This is a genomic window from Sporosarcina gallistercoris (genome assembly GCF_014836415.1).
In the GTDB taxonomy this organism is placed as follows: domain Bacteria; phylum Bacillota; class Bacilli; order Bacillales_A; family Planococcaceae; genus Sporosarcina; species Sporosarcina gallistercoris.
On sequence record NZ_JACSQY010000001.1, the window covers coordinates 39,063 to 58,286 of the forward strand.

At 44.9% G+C, this 19,224-nt stretch carries 20 protein-coding genes; 4 read left to right on the forward strand and 16 right to left on the reverse strand.

Annotated elements, in window-relative coordinates:
• Positions 1 to 198: 198 nt before the first annotated feature.
• Both H9659_RS00210 and H9659_RS00215 read right to left on the reverse strand, forming a co-directional pair.
• Positions 199 to 429: a hypothetical protein gene (locus H9659_RS00210; RefSeq protein ID WP_191687919.1), complete on the reverse strand. Its 231-nt coding sequence runs from the start codon at positions 427 to 429 to the stop codon at positions 199 to 201.
• Between the two features lie 18 nt (positions 430 to 447).
• Positions 448 to 684: a hypothetical protein gene (locus H9659_RS00215; RefSeq protein ID WP_191687920.1), complete on the reverse strand. Its 237-nt coding sequence runs from the start codon at positions 682 to 684 to the stop codon at positions 448 to 450.
• 179 nt (positions 685 to 863) lie between these two features.
• Here H9659_RS00215 and H9659_RS00220 point away from each other — a divergent pair, with 179 nt between their 5' ends.
• A complete protein-coding gene (locus H9659_RS00220; RefSeq protein ID WP_191687921.1) occupies positions 864 to 1,775 on the forward strand; it encodes a S1C family serine protease in 912 nt (303 codons plus the stop codon).
• 41 nt (positions 1,776 to 1,816) lie between these two features.
• Here H9659_RS00220 and H9659_RS00225 read toward each other — a convergent pair whose 3' ends face one another.
• From H9659_RS00225 to H9659_RS00240, 4 genes are all read right to left on the reverse strand, one after another.
• Positions 1,817 to 1,957: a YfhE family protein gene (locus H9659_RS00225; protein WP_191687922.1), complete on the reverse strand. Its 141-nt coding sequence runs from the start codon at positions 1,955 to 1,957 to the stop codon at positions 1,817 to 1,819.
• A 69-nt stretch (positions 1,958 to 2,026) separates the two neighbouring features.
• On the reverse strand, positions 2,027 to 2,947 hold the full coding sequence (hprK, locus tag H9659_RS00230) for an HPr(Ser) kinase/phosphatase (RefSeq protein WP_191687923.1): 921 nt from the start codon (positions 2,945 to 2,947) through the stop codon (positions 2,027 to 2,029).
• A gap of 509 nt (positions 2,948 to 3,456) precedes the next feature.
• Positions 3,457 to 4,215, reverse strand: coding sequence for an SDR family NAD(P)-dependent oxidoreductase (locus tag H9659_RS00235; RefSeq protein WP_191687924.1), 759 nt, complete (start codon positions 4,213 to 4,215; stop codon positions 3,457 to 3,459).
• On the reverse strand, positions 4,202 to 5,146 hold the full coding sequence (locus H9659_RS00240; protein WP_191687925.1) for an MBL fold metallo-hydrolase: 945 nt from the start codon (positions 5,144 to 5,146) through the stop codon (positions 4,202 to 4,204). The genes H9659_RS00235 and H9659_RS00240 overlap by 14 nt, the downstream gene beginning before the upstream one ends.
• Positions 5,147 to 5,296: 150 nt before the next feature.
• On the opposite strand from H9659_RS00240, the gene proC reads away from it, so the two are divergent.
• Positions 5,297 to 6,130, forward strand: a complete 834-nt coding sequence (proC, locus tag H9659_RS00245; protein WP_191687926.1) for a pyrroline-5-carboxylate reductase — start codon at positions 5,297 to 5,299, stop codon at positions 6,128 to 6,130.
• 59 nt (positions 6,131 to 6,189) lie between these two features.
• Positions 6,190 to 7,209, forward strand: a complete 1,020-nt coding sequence (namA, locus tag H9659_RS00250) for an NADPH dehydrogenase NamA (RefSeq protein WP_191687927.1) — start codon at positions 6,190 to 6,192, stop codon at positions 7,207 to 7,209.
• Between the two features lie 79 nt (positions 7,210 to 7,288).
• Here namA and rnz read toward each other — a convergent pair whose 3' ends face one another.
• Genes rnz through mce form a run of 6 tightly spaced genes read right to left on the reverse strand, consistent with a single transcriptional unit; the run spans position 7,289 to position 13,088 of the window.
• On the reverse strand, positions 7,289 to 8,239 hold the full coding sequence (gene rnz / locus H9659_RS00255; RefSeq protein ID WP_191687928.1) for a ribonuclease Z: 951 nt from the start codon (positions 8,237 to 8,239) through the stop codon (positions 7,289 to 7,291).
• A gap of 16 nt (positions 8,240 to 8,255) precedes the next feature.
• On the reverse strand, positions 8,256 to 9,440 hold the full coding sequence (locus tag H9659_RS00260; RefSeq protein ID WP_191687929.1) for a DNA polymerase IV: 1,185 nt from the start codon (positions 9,438 to 9,440) through the stop codon (positions 8,256 to 8,258).
• 57 nt (positions 9,441 to 9,497) lie between these two features.
• On the reverse strand, positions 9,498 to 9,974 hold the full coding sequence (locus H9659_RS00265) for a chemotaxis protein CheW (RefSeq protein WP_191687930.1): 477 nt from the start codon (positions 9,972 to 9,974) through the stop codon (positions 9,498 to 9,500).
• A 1-nt stretch (position 9,975) separates the two neighbouring features.
• Positions 9,976 to 11,112: a M20/M25/M40 family metallo-hydrolase gene (locus H9659_RS00270; RefSeq protein ID WP_191687931.1), complete on the reverse strand. Its 1,137-nt coding sequence runs from the start codon at positions 11,110 to 11,112 to the stop codon at positions 9,976 to 9,978.
• Between the two features lie 13 nt (positions 11,113 to 11,125).
• The gene (locus tag H9659_RS00275) at positions 11,126 to 12,673 is read right to left on the reverse strand and encodes an acyl-CoA carboxylase subunit beta (RefSeq protein ID WP_191687932.1); all 1,548 of its coding nucleotides are present in this window, start codon (positions 12,671 to 12,673) and stop codon (positions 11,126 to 11,128) included.
• 1 nt (position 12,674) lies between these two features.
• A complete protein-coding gene (gene mce / locus H9659_RS00280) occupies positions 12,675 to 13,088 on the reverse strand; it encodes a methylmalonyl-CoA epimerase (protein ID WP_191687933.1) in 414 nt (137 codons plus the stop codon).
• A 111-nt stretch (positions 13,089 to 13,199) separates the two neighbouring features.
• On the opposite strand from mce, the gene prli42 reads away from it, so the two are divergent.
• A complete protein-coding gene (prli42, locus tag H9659_RS00285; protein WP_191687934.1) occupies positions 13,200 to 13,295 on the forward strand; it encodes a stressosome-associated protein Prli42 in 96 nt (31 codons plus the stop codon).
• A 54-nt stretch (positions 13,296 to 13,349) separates the two neighbouring features.
• On the opposite strand, the gene H9659_RS00290 is transcribed toward prli42, so the two are convergent.
• From H9659_RS00290 to H9659_RS00305, 4 genes are all read right to left on the reverse strand, one after another.
• Complete coding sequence (locus tag H9659_RS00290; RefSeq protein WP_191687935.1) at positions 13,350 to 13,790, reverse strand: BrxA/BrxB family bacilliredoxin; 441 nt, start codon at positions 13,788 to 13,790, stop codon at positions 13,350 to 13,352.
• 458 nt (positions 13,791 to 14,248) lie between these two features.
• Complete coding sequence (gene meaB, locus H9659_RS00295; RefSeq protein WP_191688497.1) at positions 14,249 to 15,295, reverse strand: methylmalonyl Co-A mutase-associated GTPase MeaB; 1,047 nt, start codon at positions 15,293 to 15,295, stop codon at positions 14,249 to 14,251.
• Between the two features lie 44 nt (positions 15,296 to 15,339).
• The gene (gene scpA, locus H9659_RS00300; RefSeq protein ID WP_191687936.1) at positions 15,340 to 17,499 is read right to left on the reverse strand and encodes a methylmalonyl-CoA mutase; all 2,160 of its coding nucleotides are present in this window, start codon (positions 17,497 to 17,499) and stop codon (positions 15,340 to 15,342) included.
• The gene (locus H9659_RS00305; RefSeq protein WP_191687937.1) at positions 17,496 to 19,166 is read right to left on the reverse strand and encodes a methylmalonyl-CoA mutase family protein; all 1,671 of its coding nucleotides are present in this window, start codon (positions 19,164 to 19,166) and stop codon (positions 17,496 to 17,498) included. Before H9659_RS00305 ends, scpA begins: the two co-directional genes overlap by 4 nt.
• Between the last annotated feature and the right edge of the window lie 58 nt (positions 19,167 to 19,224).

The window sequence follows — 19,224 nt, forward strand, 5'->3', positions numbered from 1 at the left end:
AAAATAATGTACTCAACTGGAAAGAGAGTTCTCCTTCGGAAAATGGAAGAGCTCATCAGCCATTTAACGGCCGATGAGCTCATTGTCCAATAAACATGTTAGATATTCTACTTGGTCACCACTCACCACTAAACAGACTTTTTGAATGACCTCGATAAAAAAAATGACATCATTTTCTGCGATCAGTCAAACGAACTTTTAATAAACTTGACGGGCATTGTGTCTTTCCGCGGTTTTGTAAGCATCATACATTCCCCATATCCAAACAATCGGATATGTGATAAACCCAATTAGTATGAACATAAGTAGTGAGTTGATGATTTGGACTCCAATTAAAATGAGACCTTTTAGAATCTGACCATTATAAATCTGTCCTACACCCGTCCAAAAAAAGCTGAGTACAGCTGCTAGCCCTGGGCTTTTCATCATAACGTAATTCCTCCTCCATTAAAAAAATATCCCGATCACCGCGAGTGCTGCTACAATCCAGAAGCCTCCGACAGCAATCGTATCACCTGAAATAATCGGCTTCTTTTGTAAGAAGTCAATTGCGTGTATGTCCTTTTTCAGTTCACTGATTTCCTCTTCAAGCGTTCTCACTTTAGTTGTGAGAGAACGCACCTCTTCAGCTACTACACTCGGAAAACGTTCCGATTCCGTCTTCAGCAATGAATTTTCTTCCACCGTACCACATCTCCCTTCAGATAGACAACATTACACTTAATGAAAGTATATCAAGTATACTGATAAGTAGATACAGTATTTCGTCAATAGCATTTCATTTTTGCTGTGACAATCTATGATACACTTTTGTTTAACCATTTTACCGCAAAAGCATGAACGTCTTTGAAAGGTGTGGGCATATGAATCATGAAGAACATAAGGATGATGAGGAGACCAACCATGTTAATCATTCACCGGCAATTGAAGGTGATGATTCCTTAGCTGAAGACGCCAATGGCACAGACACTTTGGAAGAGCAGGAACTTACGCAAGAAGAAATAGAGCAAGAAGAGTTTCGTCAGCTTGTTTTGGAAGCACAACGGGAAGCACTTGCAAAAGAAGCTGCCCTTCGTGACAATCCGCAACCTAGAAAACGCAGAGTTCCGAGATGGATCGTATGGCTCATGGCAGTGGTTTTACTATTTCAACCTGTTGCTTTCCTTTTCGACATATACTCGTTACCAGCAATCGAATTCTTAAAAACTTCTGCAAAGCTATCTAAACGCGAGGATATTGCACAATGGAAACAATCCGTTGCTGTCGTTTTAACGGAAGATGGAAAGGGGACAGGCTTTTCTGTCTCACCTGATGGCTTGATCGTCACAAATAATCATGTGGTCGAAAACACAAAGCAAATTACAGTCTCTTTTGAAGAACAAGGGCGCTTTTCCGCATCTCTCGTTGCACAAGATTCCGTGAACGATCTAGCTATTTTACAAATAAAAGATCCACCAGACGTTCCTGCTCTAAAACTAGCGGAATCTCCCACTTATACCCGGGATAGCAAAGTCCGGTTCATTGGAAATCCTCTGAACTTTTTCGGAATTGCAAATGAAGGTGAACTGATTGGAGAAAGTGATTGGGCGGGACGTGATGTGCCAATTATTCTGTTGGATGCACCGGTCTACAGAGGGAATAGCGGCAGTCCAGTATTCCAGGATAATGAAGTCATCGGGGTTGTATTTGCGATAACCGAGCTGGATTCCTATGGAAAGGTCGGGATGTTCATACGGTCGAATGAAGTATTGGAGCTATTGAAGGAAATCGAATAAAAACAGTCCGGAGACCATAATGGTCTCCGGACTGTTTGATGTTATTTCTTTTTATGCTTATCTTTATTGTTAGCTGCGTTGTCCGCTTTCTTGAATTCGTTCGCGTACTCGACTTCTTGAGCTGAGGAAAGGTTGTTGTTTTCCTCAGACATCATTTGATACGGCTCTTTCTTTTCCAACATTTGAAATCCTCCTTCAAAAACTAATATACAGTTAGTTTTCCCAGGTGGTGAGGATCTATGCATTTCGGATTATTCCTGTTTGAATTCGGGTTCCAGACGTTCCATGAATTCCTCAAGAGCACTGTATCCTTGCTGTTTCAAATACCAGTTATTTGCGGCTGCTTCTATAAGTCCCGCGACATCTCGACCAGGCTGCAACTGGATTTGAATATACGGAACAGGTACTCCCATATATTCTGTAAACTTCTCGTCCAATTCGAGCTCATTATTCAGTGAGTTGTCTTTCCACTCCGTCAACTCGATATCCAGCGCGATCCTCGTCTCTTCTTGAAACGCAGCACGGCCATATAAACGGACAACATTCATCAAACCGATACTCCTAAGTGCTAAAAACTCTCGGTTCGTTTGGTTATGTGTACCAAGTAACGTTTGCGGACTCAATTTTCGGAGTACAACGATATCATCGGCTACGAGCCGGTGCCCTCTGCCAATCAGCGTATGTGCAGTTTCACTCTTGCCTACGCCGGATTTACCACGCAGTAAAACTCCAATCCCCGAAACATTGACGACCACTCCATGGATTGCGATTTCTTCTGCCATCGAGCTAATGACGAACGCATCCAGTTTTGCACTCGCCACCCCCATCGTGTCTGGAGTCCTTAAGACAGGAATTCCATTTTCCGTACAATAAGTATGCAAACCATAAGGCTGTTCCTGATTGGACGTAATGAGAATACAAGGTGGATCGTATTCTACGAGATTCGAAATCCTGCATTTGCATTCATCGTCAGTAAGCGTATGTAAATAGTTGACTTCGTTTTTACCCAGTATTTGGATATGCCCTCTTGCTATGAAGTCAAACGTATCCATGAACTCCAATCCCGGGCGACGGACTTTTGTTTTTTTCAACGGCCGCTCCAAATGATCGTTTCCGGATAGAATTTCAAATGAAAATTGGTGTACAATGTCTTGTACGGTTAGCTGTTTCATGAAGGAACACCTTTCCTGAACGGGTTATTTAGTTTCAGTTTATCATAAACAATTTGCAAATGCAGTGCGATGTTATAATATCCAGAATACAAGTTCATGACACTTAAAAAACCTTGAAAAAGAATTTTGAATTGTAGGTTTAATAGCCGTTTCTTCGGGTAAAGATCATTACAAGGCGAAATCCATAATTGCGCTCGACGCATAAATGGAGAAATGCACAGCCTTGGCGGAAAATTTGCTGTACTGACGAAGCAACCCCGTAATTAGAGTTACGCGTGTTTGTAACACCAGTAAAGAAGTAGGTTTTTTGTGCAAGTGCAATATGAACAACCATTTCTCTTTGAGTCACTGAACTTCATGAAGAGGGATGCGTGTATGAAGAGTGTGCAGTATGCTTTCGATTTACCCGTCAGCAACATGCAACTAGTAAAATTTAATTTTCCGCGAATGAAGAGGCGTCCGTTTTTTGGACGCCTCTTCTTCACTGTTTAATAAGCTGGAATTTTAAATCACTCCATTTTTTTCATGAAAAACTTTTTACCTACCCGTTCCACTAGACTTGGAGCGAGCGAGTGGATTTTGCTCGTCACTCCCATCACGCGAGGCACATCTACTTGCCGTCTAGGCTGATGTACCATCTTAACAACCGTCTCCGCTACTTCCTCTACAGAAAGCAAGTGTTTACCGACTGCCCCTCTGTAGGTTCCACTGTCATCCGCATTGTCTAAAAAGGGAGTATCGATTGGGCCTGGATGAATAACAGAGACGTCGATACCGAATGGTGCAACTTCCATACGCAACGCATCCGTATATCCAATCAGTGCATGTTTCGTCGCTGCATAGACCGCTGCTTTGGGTGTTGCCACTTTTCCTGCCTGTGATCCTATGTAGATAAAATGACCCTTTTTACGTTTCATCCATATCGGCAAGATTCGCTGTGTCAGCTGAATTGGTGCTGTTACATTCACAGAAAACATTTGCTCTGCATCGCTGTCTTCAGTCTCGTGAGCGAGTGCAAATTTAGCCACTCCTGCAGAAAAAATGATCACGTCCGGTAAAGCGATTTCGCGTATAAGACGATCAGCCGCACCTTCACTGGATAGATCCAGACGAATCGTTTCAGCTCCAAACTCCTTGAGCTTAGCCAGAATCATCTCTGAACGCCCAGTCACTTGGACACGATGACCTTCTGCAAGGAGTCTCACTGCAGTTTCATATCCCACTCCACTAGTCCCACCGGTTATTAATATCGTTTTACGCTTGCTCATACCGATGGATTCCTTGATTATCAGTTTGTCGAACAATGAGGCTAAGATCCATTAAGTAATCCATTTGACCGAGTGTCTCTGAAAGCGTCAGTCCGAGCTCTCTCTTATAGGCTGCTGGAAATAGTTGCACTGTCAGTTCAAAGACCGAATGAGGGCCATCATTCAGCATCTCGTAGACTTTCATCGCACGCTCATGCTGTTTCTGCAGACGTTTCTCAATCAGTTTGTGGACATCGGTAACTGGCATGCCATGTCCACTGAACACCTTCGCAACAGGGAGTTCTAACAGACGTTTTAAAGAAGCATTGTACTGCAACATTGTTTTAGGTCGTGGATATTCAGGGCTTTTCGGAGGTTCTACAAGCGGATTGGAAGAAACCTTCTCCAGCAGCAAATCACCACCGATGAGTTCGTGCCGTTCTGGATTCCAAAATGACAAATGACTTTGCGCATGCCCCAGTGTTTCAAGAACCGTCCATCCCGGATGCCCTGGCAGAGCGTCTCCTTCTCTTAAAAGATGATCAAGTGGCCGTTCTGCCATGAAATCAGCAGCGCGTTTCATCTTCCCAACAATTCCTAACGCTTTTTCAGGAACCCCTTGCTCTTTAAACCGCTCCATATAAAATTGATCGTGAAATTTTATAAATTCCGGATCTCTCGTGAGCCAAAGGTTGTTGTACTCATGACCATAAAGTTCAGCATTCGGAAATCCATCAGCCCAGCCCGAATGATCCGGATGATGGTGGGTAAGTATGACTTGCTCGATATCCTTCACCGAATATCCAAACTCTTTAAGACCGGTCTTGATCGCTTCGAGCGCTTCGGGCGTCCTAGGACCGGCATCGAATAGACTCAGTGCATCGCCTTTCACTAAAAATGCATTCACATCCCCCACCGCATATGGTGTCGGTATCGTAAGTTGTTGAATCATGGTTTTGCCTCCAATATTGAATCGCTATTCAGTCCATTGTACATGCTTTTTATAGATTCGTCATGTATCGATGACTGAATCGTCAGTTGACTTATTCCAATAATCGCATACACTGATTGAATACACATATCTCAGAAAAGAGGAAATTCTATGGAGAAAATTGTATTTGTAGGCGCCGGTTCAATGGCGGAAGCAGTAATTGCTGGAATTTGCAAACAAGGAACCGTGAAAACTGAGAATGTCTTTGTTATGAATCGTGCCGACGAAGCACGACTTGAATTTTTACAAAATACGTACGGCATATCGATTGTCAGCTCAGACAAAAACGAACTCAGAAGCGCGGATTTAGTTGTATTGGCAACTAAACCTAAAGATATCAATACCGCTATGGAACAGATTTCTTCTTTAGTGAACAAACATGCAGTTATCCTTTCGGTACTCGCAGGCATATCAATTGCCACGATTGAATCAGGTCTAGGTAAACACCCTATCGCACGTTCCATGCCAAATACATCTGCAGCTATTGGTAAATCAGCAACCGGTGTGAGCTGGAATTCTTCGATTAGTTCCGAAGAGAAACAAGAAATCCTCAATCTGTTAAGTTCGATTGGTATCGTAGCGGAAGTTGAGGAGGATGACTTGCATGCGGTTACAGCTCTTTCAGGCAGTGGACCAGCCTACGTTTACTATTTAGCCGAAGCGTTAGAGACGGCTGCCATACGCGCAGGTATTGAACAACCGATTGCGCGTGATCTCATCATTCAAACGATTGAGGGCGCTGCATGCATGTTGCGCCAAACTCAAGAGGAACCTTCACTTCTTCGAGAGAATGTTACAAGTCCAGGGGGGACGACGGAAGCAGGCCTTCAGGCACTTACTTCTGGAGGATTCCACGAAGCGGTTTTCAGTTGCATCCAACATGCTGAAAAGCGCTCCCGAGAACTCGGTTCAGATACAGTTAAAGAGAGTACGAGTTCTTCATAAAGGATTTCTTTCATCTTTTTGCTATAGTATAGTCATTCATGAAAAGGAGTGACTTGTAAATGGCCAAATTATTTGAACCGTACACGATTCGAAATCTCACATTGAAAAATAGAATTGCGATGTCACCGATGTGCATGTATTCTTCTCATAACGAAGACGGGAAAGTCGAAGATTGGCATCGCGTGCATTATGGATCACGCGCTGTCGGACAATCGGGATTGATCATCCTGGAAGCTACAGCCGTTCAGCCGCAAGGACGCATTAGTGCTCAAGACCTTGGTATCTGGGATGATGCCCATATTGAAGGCTTGACTGAACTGACACGCCTTATTAAACAACACGGTGCAGCTGCGGGGATCCAGCTTGCTCACGCTGGAAGGAAAGCAACTGTAGACGGTGAGATTCAAGCACCGAGTGCCCTAGCATTTAGTGATGAATATAAAACACCTGTCGCAATGAGCAAAGATGAAATTTCAGAGACCGTTCACGCATTTGAGCTCGCTGCTAAACGAGCTGCCGACGCAGGATTCGACTTACTCGAACTTCACGGGGCGCATGGGTATCTCATAAATGAATTTCTCTCCCCCCTCTCCAATCATCGTACTGATGAATATGGCGGAAGCGCAGAAAATCGATATCGGTTCCTGCGTGAAATCATCGATGCTGTCAGAAAGACATGGGAAGGTCCGTTATTTGTACGGATATCCGCAGAAGACTACACAGAAGGTGGCATGACTTCTGAGCAATACGTTGAAATGGCGAAGTGGATGAAGGATCAAGGCGTGGATTTGATAGATGTGAGTTCTGGGGCAGTGGTTCCGGCAAAAATCGAGGTATTCCCTGGTTACCAAGTACCTTTTGCAGAGACAATCCGAACAGGTGCGGAAATCGCAACTGGCGCTGTAGGGTTGATCACCTCCGGATTACAAGCTGAAGAAATCTTGAGAAATGATCGTGCTGATCTTATTTTAATTGGCAGAGAATTGTTGCGAGACGCCTATTGGCCATATTCAGCTGCCCGTGAACTTCATACAGAAATAGAGGCTCCGACACAATATGGGAGAGCCTGGACATTTTGATTTCCACTTTTCTAGTAAGCAAAAAACCACTAATACTAAGAAGGATTAGTGGTTTTTTGCTTACGTATTTATTGAACCGTCACTTTTTAAAATTGCTCTCTACAACTTCCCCATTCACAAGAGAATACTGAGAAAAGTCGCTTGCTACAAAGACGTTTGTAAAAATTTCTTGTCCTTCTCTTTTAAATGCGTCGATATCACTCGGAAGAAAGCGTGAACTAATATGTGTTGCAATAAGCGCTTTGGCACTGGCCTCTTTCACAATTTCTGCTGCTTGCTGAATAGTGGAATGTCCAAAGTCTTTTGCCAGTTGTCCAGTTTCTTCATTAAAAGTTGCTTCATGAACGACTATATCTGCATTCTGAGAGAGTTCCACTGATGCTTCGCAAACACTGGTATCCCCTAGGATCGTAACAACAAATCCTGCTTTTGGCTCACCGATGACGGAAGCGCTTGTCACAATCGTTCCGTCCTCCAATGTCACATCATTTCCATGTTTGAGTTGGTGAAGAAGCGGACCTTTTGGCACTCCGGATTCAGTCGCTTTGTCGACCAACAACTTTCCGGGTAATGGCTTTTGAACAATCCTATACCCGTAACATGGGATGACATGCGACAACTCACGTGCAGTTATCACGTATTCGTCATCCTCAAATACGACTCCTTCGTCAATTTCATGAATCCTTAACGGGTATGTAAGGTGGGTTTTCGTTAGGCGCAAAGTCGTAAGGATCCACTCTTCAATTCCAATAGGTCCATAAATATCAAGAGGGCTGTCTCCGCCCAAAAATGAGCGGGATCCGATAAATCCAGGGATTCCGAAGAGGTGATCCCCGTGGAGATGGGTGATGAACATCTTTGTCACTTTACGGGGCTTTAACGTAGTATGCAGCATTTGGTGCTGGGTTGCTTCTCCACAGTCAAACATCCAATAGCCGCGTTCTTCGGAAGACAAATTCAACACAATTGAAGTTGTATTCCGCAATTTTGATGGCATCCCTGCCCCCGTACCTAAAAACTGCAAATCCATAACAAGTTCCTCCTCTCTATTGTTTTCCTTTGTGAATTGTACCTGGACCAAATTGTTCGTTCATACGTGCGACCAGTTGTTGCATGGACACTTCTTTATCATGACGTTCAAAATTATCGAAAGATAGCTGTTCATGTAACTCTTCAAACGGGATGACATTGGTTATAGTAATTCCGAGCAGCCGGATTGGTTCTCCATCCCAATGCAAACGAAACAATTGTTCAGCTTCTTTGTAAATCTCTTGCTCTCGGTACAAAGGATTCAACAAGGTTTTACTTCTGGATTGGTTGCGCCAGGCTGCCGTACGAATTTGGATAGAGATGACGGTGCCCGCTAGCTGCTTTGCTTCCAATCGATTCGCCACTTTTTCCGCAAGTTTTTGAAAGACGGATAGACACGGATCCAATTCGGTTTCATCTATCGCTAACGTGGTAGAACTTCCAACACTTTTTCGTTCTGCTGAAGCATCCGGATCGACAATTCGGTCATCTACTCCATTTGCACGTTGCTTCAATTTCAGTCCTCTTTTACCAAGTGTCAATTTCACTTTCAAATCATCTGCTGTCGCAAGATCACCGATTGTATGAATGTCCGATTGGGCAAGCTTTTCTGCACTGCTTATACCGATTCCATGCATCTCTAGCACAGAAAGTGGCCATAAAAGATCGGAAACTTCACGTTTCCTTAGAATAGTAATCCCCATCGGTTTTTTCATATCAGACGCAGTTTTCGCTAAAAATTTGTTCGGTGCAATCCCGATTGAACAGGGCAGATCCAATTCACGCAGTATTCTCTCTTGCATATTCAGCGCGATGCCTATCGCATCCTCTAGACCGCCAATCTCAGTTATATCGATGTATGCTTCATCAATCGAGACCGGTTCCACTAAGTCTGTATACGTCCTCAGGATAGCGAACACCGCCTGGGAGGCTTGTCGGTACTTTTCAAAGTCTGGAGGTACCAGGACAAGCTCTGGGCACACCCGTTTCGCTTCTCCGACAGTCATTGTCGTATAAACACCAAATGCACGCGCTTCGTATGAACATGTCACAAGAATTCCCCGTCGTGCCTTCGGATTTCCTGCGACGGCTAGTGCCAGACCTTTCAATTCCGGATTATGAGCTTGTTCAACAGATGCAAAGAAACAATTCATATCCAAATGCAAAATGACTCGACGATTGATGTGTTCTTTGCGATCCATGTACTCACCTCTCTAACTTCAAGAAAAACCGGGAAGCGTACTCCCCGGTTTCATCAGTTACACGTTCTCTGAAACTTGTTGCTCCACAAAGTTCGTAATGTCGTCCATTCCTGCAAGCGTATCTGAAAGAATGGTAGGATCAATCATCGTAATGATTCGGTTTTCCAAATTAGCGACAGAAGAGAAATAGGGTGTCTTAGAATACGCCATTAACCCTTTCGAAGTCAATGTATCCGTTGCAATATCAAGAATTTCTTTAGCTTCCAGCACCAGTAAACCGAAGTATACACCTTCCGTTTGGACAACAACAACTTTAGCATTCGGGTCATCTTTCGCTGAGTTGCCATAGAGAATTTGTTGGAAATCCAAAATAGGGACGAGCTCGCCCCGAATTTTCATTAATCCGAGAAGGTATTCAGGTAAATGCGGAATTGGATTCACTTTTTCGAGTTCCTCGATGGAAACTGTTTGCTCAACTGGTATGGCGTATTCTTCGTTCCCACACCGAACGACAATCGCTTTCGTATTTTCCATATTATAGAACCTGCTTTCTTCGGTTCGTCACCGTACGTACAATCTCAAGCAGTAAATCCGCTAGTTTGTTGAGCTCTTCTACAGGCATCCGTTCGTTTTTCGTATGGATTTCTTCATAGCCTACCGAAAGAGTCACTGTAGGGAATCCATGCCCATTAAAAATGTTTCCATCACTGCCGCCGCCACTCGTCTTCAGTTCCGGTGTACGTCCAATCGCACGGATGGCATCGGAAGCTACTTGGACCACTTCATCATGCTCGTCAAAATGGAATCCTGGAGACATGAGCTGAACTTCGGTTTCAGCAGAGCCGCCCATTTTTTCTGCCGTTTCGGCAAAGGCTTTTACCATATGCTCGGTCTGAGCCTGTAACTTTTCGTAATTGATCGAACGTGCTTCAGAGACGATGTTGACTTCATCACAAACAATATTCGTCGCTTGGCCGCCTGTAAACATCCCGATGTTAGCTGTAGTCTCAGAGTCAATTCTTCCGAGTTTCATAGCAGCGACTGATTTTGCAGCAATCGTGATTGCAGAAACACCTTTTTCAGGTTCCACACCTGCATGAGCAGTGCGACCATGAATGACCGTCTTCAACTTCGCATTATAGGGAGCTGCTGTAACGATTCCGCCAACTTTACCGTCGCTGTCAACAGCATATCCGTATTTCGCCTTCATAAGAGTTCTATCGATTTCACGTGCACCTACCAAGCCGCTTTCTTCCCCTGCAGTTATGATGAATTGAAGATCCCCATGAGCTTCTCCACTCTCTTTCAGTGTCCGCATCATCTCGAACAAGGCAGCAAGTCCTGCTTTGTCGTCTGAACCAAGAATCGTTTCTCCCGCTGAGTAGATATAACCATCTTCTTTTAAGACAGGTTCAATCCCGACGCCAGGCGTAACTGTATCCATGTGACATGTGAAGTAAATTGGATCTGCTTCTGTTACAGATCCTTTCATCGTCGCAATTAAGTTCCCTGCACCGTGGCCAGTACGTTCTTTTGAGTCATCTTCGAAGACATCGAAGCCCATCTGCTCCATTTTCTCTTTCAAAACACCAACAATCTGTTCTTCGTGTTTCGTTTCAGAGTCGATCTTCACCAATTCAAAAAATTCTTCCAGCATACGTTCGTAATTCATGGAATCTCTCCTCTTATAATGGCATATTGCCGTGTTTCTTTTTAGGACGTTGTTCTTTTTTATTTCTCATCATGTCAAGCGCTTGCACAAGTTTCATACGCGTTTCTCGCGGGTCAATGACATCATCGACCATTCCGTTTGCCGCAGCGGCATATGGATTGGAGAACTTATCCCGATATTCCGCAATTTTTGCAGCTCGGGTCGCTTCCGGATCTTCACTGCCAGCGATGTCGCGAGCGAAAATGATGTTCGCAGCACCTTCTGCCCCCATCACAGCAATTTCTGCATTCGGCCACGCGAAAACAAGGTCTGCACCGATCGCTTTGGAATTCAGGGCAACATACGCTCCTCCGAATGCTTTACGCAATATTACGGTAATTTTTGGAACTGTCGCTTCAGAATAGGAATACAAGATTTTCGCCCCATGACGGATAATGCCGCCATGCTCCTGTTTTACTCCAGGGAAGAATCCCGTCACGTCTTCAAACGTAATCAGAGGAATGTTAAAGGAATCACACGTGCGTATGAACCTTGAAATCTTATCAGATGAATCGATATCCAAACCACCCGCCATCACTTTCGGCTGATTACAAACAAACCCAACGGCTTCTCCTTTGATTCTCGCAAAGCCTACGACTGCATTACGCGCAAATTCTTTCTGTACTTCCATGAACGAGTCCTGATCCGCAATTTGCTCAATCACTTTCCGGACATCGTATGGTCTGATTGTTTCATAAGGGACGACATCCGCTAAGTCAGGACGATAATCGTCTTGTTCGGATATCGGTTGAACAGGTGTTTTTTCTTCATTATTCTGAGGCAAATACGTCAGTAAACGGCGGACATCTTGAAGCACTGTCTGCTCATCCGCTCCTCGGAAGTGGGCATTTCCGCTAATAGCGTTATGCACTTTTGAGCCACCCAAGTCTTCGGATGAAATCTTTTCTCCCGTGACGGTTTCTATGACTTTCGGTCCTGTGATGAACATTTGGCTCGTCTCATCCGTCATGAATACGAAGTCTGTAATCGCTGGTGAATAGACGGCTCCGCCGGCACATGGACCTAAAATGACGGAAATTTGAGGAATCACTCCTGAGTAGATGGAGTTGCGATAAAAAATTTCACCATAGCCATCCAGAGAGACGACCCCCTCTTGAATACGCGCACCACCTGAATCATTCAATCCGATGAAAGGAGCTCCATTCTTTGCCGCAAGATCCATTACGTTCGCAATTTTCATAGCATGCATTTCACCAAGTGCACCGCCAAAAACAGTAAAGTCTTGTGAGAATAAGTAAATTGGACGGCCATTCACCTTTCCATACCCGGTGACGACACCATCTCCAGGACCCTCCATCTTGTCCATGCCAAAATCGCGTGTCCGATGAGCTACAAATGGGCTCAATTCCACAAAAGTGCCTTTGTCGACGAGAAGGTCGATCCGTTCCCGTGCTGTCAGTTTTCCTTTTTCATGCTGGCGCGCAATACGTTCATCGCCGCCACCTAGTTCGATTTTCCGCTTCTTATCGTAAAGTTCGTTGATTTTTTCGTAAATATCCACCTTACTCATCCCCCAATGAGCGTTTGGCACATAGTTCATAAAGAACGCCAAACGAAGATTTTGGATGCAGGAATGCAACTTCCGCTCCGCCTGCACCTATTTTCGGTTCCTCTTGAAGTAATCGGACGCCGTTCTTCTTCAAGTCTTCCATTCGCTGGCGGATATCACTCACACCGAACGCAATGTGATGGACACCTTCGCCGCGTTTTTCCAGGAAGCTTGCAATGGCGCCTTCGTTACCAATCGGCTCCAGCAACTCAAGCTTGATATTTCCGGCATCTAGAAATGCTACTGTCACATGCTGCTGAGGAACTTGCTCCACGCCCAACAGTTTCAATCCAAGTGTATGTATATAATAATCCATTGAATCGTCCAGACTTTTAACCGCAATTCCGATATGGTCAACTTTTTCCACGATTCCACCCCTTTTCTATTGTACCTGCTCCTAAAATATTGTGCCACCAGTTGAGAATTTTGCGGATTCTGTTAAACTAATTGTATCAAACCAATTAAGGGGTTTTTGCACATGAGCAATAAAAAAGTTCAAAAAACGATTGTCATCATCATGATCGTCGCTATGGTCGCTTCCACTGTATTGTTCGGTCTCAGTACACTATTTTAATAGAAGACACGAAAATGCAGGCCGGCATCAGTCACACTGATGCCGGCCTGTTTTTTATAGTTCTTCGCAATACTGTTCAAACTGATCTTGCAAGTTTGTTACAACAGACATTGGATCATGGCCTTCAATTTCATGACGTCCTACTTCAGCAACCATTTGTCCGTCTTTCATCAAGACAAATGATGGAGACGAAGGTAAGTGGTAATCTCCGAAGTGCATACGTGCTTGTGCAGTCGCTTCTTTGTCTTGTCCCGCAAATACCGTCACCAAGTGATCCGGACGTTTATCGTAATGGATTGCATGAAGTGCTGCAGGGCGTGCAATACCTCCTGCGCAGCCACATACCGAATTCACCATCACAAGAGTTGTTCCTTCGCGTTTAAATGCATTTTCAACATCATCCGCTGTTTTCAATTGCTCATAGCCACCCGCTTCCAATTCTCCGCGAGCCTGGCTAGTTATATCGTCCATATAAAAATTAAAATCCATCGACATTGTGTCATCCCCCTTTGGTGCATGATATACCTATCATACCAGTTTACGAGTGGGATGAAAACTGTTCAGCAATTTCTCGTACTCTTTTAGGTTTTTGCGCATGAATAGTGAATGCCAGTTTATTAAACCAAAAAAAGTATTCGTTCGGAAGTTGCTTTCCGCTGCAGCCGGACGCTTTCCGAGGGTCTCGATTTCAGCCTCGGGCCTACAGGACGTAGGTCATGCAACCGTTGCGACAGGACGTCGTGCACTTAGGTTGCCTCGTCGCTAGCGTTCCTGCGGGGTCTTCAGCCTTCGCTAATCCCTGCGGAGTCGCCGGCTTCCACTCCATGCAACGGATACTTCTTTGTGCAAATCGTAAAAGTATAGAGAGTATACATATCGAAAGATACGTACAATTTTTGACTACTCATCAGTTATGCGTAAGAGACCTTTCCTACATACGACAGCCTTATCACTCATTGGTATTGCTCATCAAATAATTGCTTAACGGCACCGGCAACAGTTATCTGATCGCTCAACAATTTTGCTTCCAACTCGGCAACTTGCTGCTTACGGCCCGGTTCACCGTAGAATGAATCTACCAAGTGATCATTGATCATCGAATAGAACCAGCTCCGTGTTTGGGATTGCCGTCTTTCTGTCCAATAATCCGACTGTTTCATCACTGTTTTAAACTCTTGGATCATTTCCCACGCTTCCGACAATCCTGTCCCTTTTATGGAGGAAACCGGTAACGCGCGAGTTGTCCAACCGGGAGAAGCAGGCTGAAGGAAATGAGCAAGCTGACGGTAATCACGAACCGTTTTCTTTGCGAGTCTTTCGTTTTCACCATCCGCTTTATGGACGATGATGCCATCTGCAAGCTCCATGATTCCTTTTTTCATCCCTTGAAGTTCATCGCCTGCTCCTGTTAATGCAAGCAGGAGAAAAAAGTCGGTCATTTCGCGCACTGCTGTTTCGGACTGTCCGACGCCTACGGTTTCGATAAGGATGACATCATATCCCGCCGCTTCGCATAATAGCATCGTTTCACGCGTTTTCCGATGAACCCCGCCAAGAGTTCCAGCAGTAGGCGATGGTCGGATGAATGCTTGCGGATCCCGTGCCAAAAGTTCCATCCGTGTCTTATCTCCAAGAATACTTCCACCCGTAATGGAAGAACTCGGATCGACTGCTAGAACCGCCACTTTATGACCGGCTTTTGTCAGCATGAGACCGAACGCTTCGATAAATGTACTTTTCCCCGCTCCTGGCACGCCTGTAATACCGATACGGATGCTATTTCCCGTTTTGGATAACACTCTGCGCAGCAGTTCCTGACCAGGCGGTTTGTCATGAATGGCGACACTTTCAAGAAGAGTAATCCCTTTTGCGAGGCTTAACCGAGATCCCTCAGTTATTCCCCGCTCCAGCTCATCTATATCAATCGGTGCTTTGTTGCGTATGAACTTTCTCCTTTGTACAGGCTTCATGCCATCATGGGACGAATGCAGACCCTCCATCACATTGAGCGCGGTTTCTTCCCGCACGTCCTCATCACGCCGGCTCACTCCATCACTTCCTCATATCCTAGTTGGCGATAGATCTCTTCAATCACTTTTTGGGCGGCTACCGGAATTACTGTTCCTGGTCCGAAAATAGCAGCTGCCCCATTTTCTCTAAGGAATGCATAATCCTGCGCAGGAATGACGCCACCTACAATAACCAAAATATCAGGTCTCCCTATTTTCGCTAATTCCGCACGTAATGCCGGAACGAGCGTTTTGTGACCCGCTGCAAGTGAACTTACGCCGATGACATGGACATCGTTCTCAGCTGCTTGCAATGCTGTTTCTTCTGGAGTTTGAAATAGAGGTCCGATGTCCACATCGAATCCTAGATCCGCGAAGGAAGAAGCGATCACTTTAGCACCGCGGTCATGTCCATCTTGCCCCATTTTTGCCACCAGAATCCTCGGACGCCGACCTTCGTTTTCCAGAAACTCATCCGTCATCTCTTTCACATCATCGATTTCTTCAGAGTTGGAGAAGTTTTGACTGTACACGCCGCTCACTGAACGGATCACTGCTTTGTGTCTGCCTGACACCTCTTCTATCGCATCTGAAATTTCTCCGATTGTCGCACGTACTCTCGCCGCATTCACTGCAAGTTCAAGCAAGTTACCAGTTCCCTCTTTCGCACTTTCAGTGAGTTGTCTAAGGGCTTGGGCGACCAGCTGTTCATCACGTTCCGCTTTCATGCGGACGATGCGGTCAATCTGCTTTTGACGTACTACCGTATTATCAATATCTAAAATATCGATCGGTTCTTCCTCGTCTAATCGATACTTGTTCACTCCGACAATCGTTTCACTTTTCGAGTCGATTTTCGCTTGGCGTTTGGCGGCTGCCTCTTCGATCTTCATCTTAGGAAGACCTGTTTCTATCGCTTTCGCCATCCCTCCAAGATCTTCGATTTCTTCGATTAACTCCCAAGCTTTTTCAACGAGCTCATTTGTAAGAGACTCTACATAATAAGAACCTCCCCAAGGATCGATCGTCTTGGTCATCATCGTTTCTTCTTGCAAGAAGAGCTGAGTATTCCTCGCGATTCGTGCCGAGAAATCAGTTGGTAATGCAATTGCTTCATCCAATGCATTGGTGTGTAAAGATTGTGTATGACCCATAGCTGCAGCATTTGCTTCTATTAAGGTGCGTGTCACATTGTTGAATGGATCTTGTTCAGTCAAGCTCCACCCTGAAGTTTGTGAGTGGGTTCTCAGTGCCAAAGACTTCGGGTTCTTCGGTTCGAATGTTTTCATCATCTTTGCCCAGATGATCCGTGCTGCTCTCATTTTTGCAATTTCCATAAAATAGTTCATGCCAATAGCCCAGAAGAATGATAGTCGGGGAGCAAAAGAGTCAATGTCAATTCCAGCTTTCAAGCCTGTACGGACATACTCAAGACCGTCAGCAAGCGTATAGGCCAATTCAATATCCGCGGTCGCTCCCGCTTCTTGCATATGATAACCAGAAATAGAAATGGAGTTGAATTTTGGCATATTTTTTGACGTATAGTCAAAGATATCCGCGATGATCCGCATCGACATCTCGGGAGGGAAGATGTACGTATTCCGAACCATGTATTCTTTTAGAATGTCATTTTGAATCGTCCCCGCTAGTTTTTCAGGTGCAACCCCTTGTTCTTCTGCAGCGACAATATAAAACGCCATAATCGGCAGGACCGCACCATTCATCGTCATCGATACCGACATCTGATCAAGCGGAATTCCGTCGAATAAGATTTTCATATCTTCAACTGAGTCAATTGCAACACCCGCTTTACCAACGTCACCTGTTACCCGTGGATGATCTGAATCATAGCCACGATGAGTCGCCAAATCAAACGCGACGGATAACCCTTTTTGCCCCATCGCAAGGTTCCTTCGGTAAAACGCGTTACTTTCTTCAGCTGTTGAAAAGCCCGCATATTGACGAACGGTCCATGGTCGTGCAACGTACATTGTTGGATAAGGGCCACGTGTATTAGGTGCAATTCCAGGGAAATCGCCTAAGTGAGCGAGTCCTTCGCTATCTTCGTGAGTATAAATTGGTTTAACCGGAATTCCTTCATTCGTTAGAAACGATTCTTTATGTTCGTTTTGAACAGTCTTTCGTTTCTGCAGTACTCGGTCAATTTCCACTTTGGTGAAATCAGGCTTCTTCATGAATCTTCGCCTCCCTTGCAACGTTTGAGAATTTGAGTGAGTTTTTCTATGCGATTTTGACCTTTGAATATAAATCCGTCAAGTCCACTTGCCAACCAATTCCCCGTCAGCTCTTCACTCACAAGACCCGCGACATCCATAAGTACACCGGCCGGCTTATTTGAAATAAGATCTGGAGCAACCTGCTCTGTCCTATCCGGATCTGCACACAAGATCACATAATCCGGTGCCTCAGTCTTCAGCCAGTCAATTGCTGACGAGGCATCCTCGAACGCTGGACTATGTTTTGCCGTAAGTCCGCCTGTGGCCAAAAACTCGGTTGCAAAATCCGCACGGGGTTTATAGGATTTCAAACTTCCGAATACGAGCAGTCGAATATCGATCTGCTGTTCAGCACTTTTTTTACGTAACTCCTCAAATGCGTAGGCTGGTCGAGACATTTCAATCCTAATTGAATTCTCGACTAGCTCATGATTTTCGGCATCTGCATATACATTTGTTCCTATCAAAGAAGCTGATCCAGTTGCAGCATGTTCATGCCGTTCGTCCGCGAGCTGTTGCAGCTGTCCGGATTGCAGAAAAGCGTCTAATCCGCCATTCTCTTCAATCTCAAGAAATCGCCGCCACGATTTATGGACCAATGCATCTGTCAAATGTTCGATGAAGTATGACCCGCCGCCTGGGTCAATCACTTTGTCTGCATGTGTTTCCTCCCGGATGATCAGTTGTGCATTCCTTGCGTATCGCAACGACTGTGCAGTTTCTCCTGTCAATTCGTTGTAAGGGTAAACCGTCAGCCAGTCTGCTCCCCCTAAAACCGCTGAGAATGCGCTATTTCCCGCACGCAACAAGTTGACATATGGATCGATTTTAGAAAACGAACGCAGGGAAGTTACACCAATCACAGGCACCGGAGTTACATCTTTCACATCATAGGCGCTGCAAAACAGTTGCCATAAAGTACGGAACGCTCTAAATTTTGCGATTTCCATAAAGAAATGGGTGTCTGCCGGGAACCTAAAAAAGACTTGACTACTGAATCGAGCGAACGAATCCGATTCGATCGCAAGTTCCGAAGCTTCCGCTAACGCAACTGCAAGTTCAGTGACACTATCCGCGCCGTCCATATGAAGTGGTTCCAAATCGATTCCTAGTGTTCGGATATGTTGATATCCTGATGGTAATTGGATTCCGTTGGAAAGTAATAATCCTGTAACAGCTTCTCTTTCTTCAGAAGGAATCCTATCAAAGACATCTACCAATCGGTCTTGAGAATCGATGTGAATGAAAGCAATCGGATGCTTCTTCATGAGATCTGCTAGTTGGTCCAAAGACACCTCGTCCCATTCAATCGATGTTCTCCCATCAATATAGATTGCTTCATTCCCCTTTTCAAAACTGTCAGTCATCGAAGCAAGCCATTCGCAACCAGTCTTACCATCGGTCGGCTGCGCACAAATCCATTTCCTGTGACTCGGACGGATCGTGCCCGTTTGCTTATTCAAAGCAGAATAGAGCGGTTCTAGTGTAATTCCTTCCACCGTTTTCGTTCTCAGCGAAGCCACTGGTTTCCCTTTCAAAGAATGCTCCGCTACTTTTTCCCATTCGCTGCAATCCGGAAGTTCAAAGCGTTGTTGCCTCATGTTATGTATGTCAGAATTACTCATTTGAAATTCCTCCCTGTATAACTGTCTATCACATAGTGTACCTGAAATGGATCCTGCT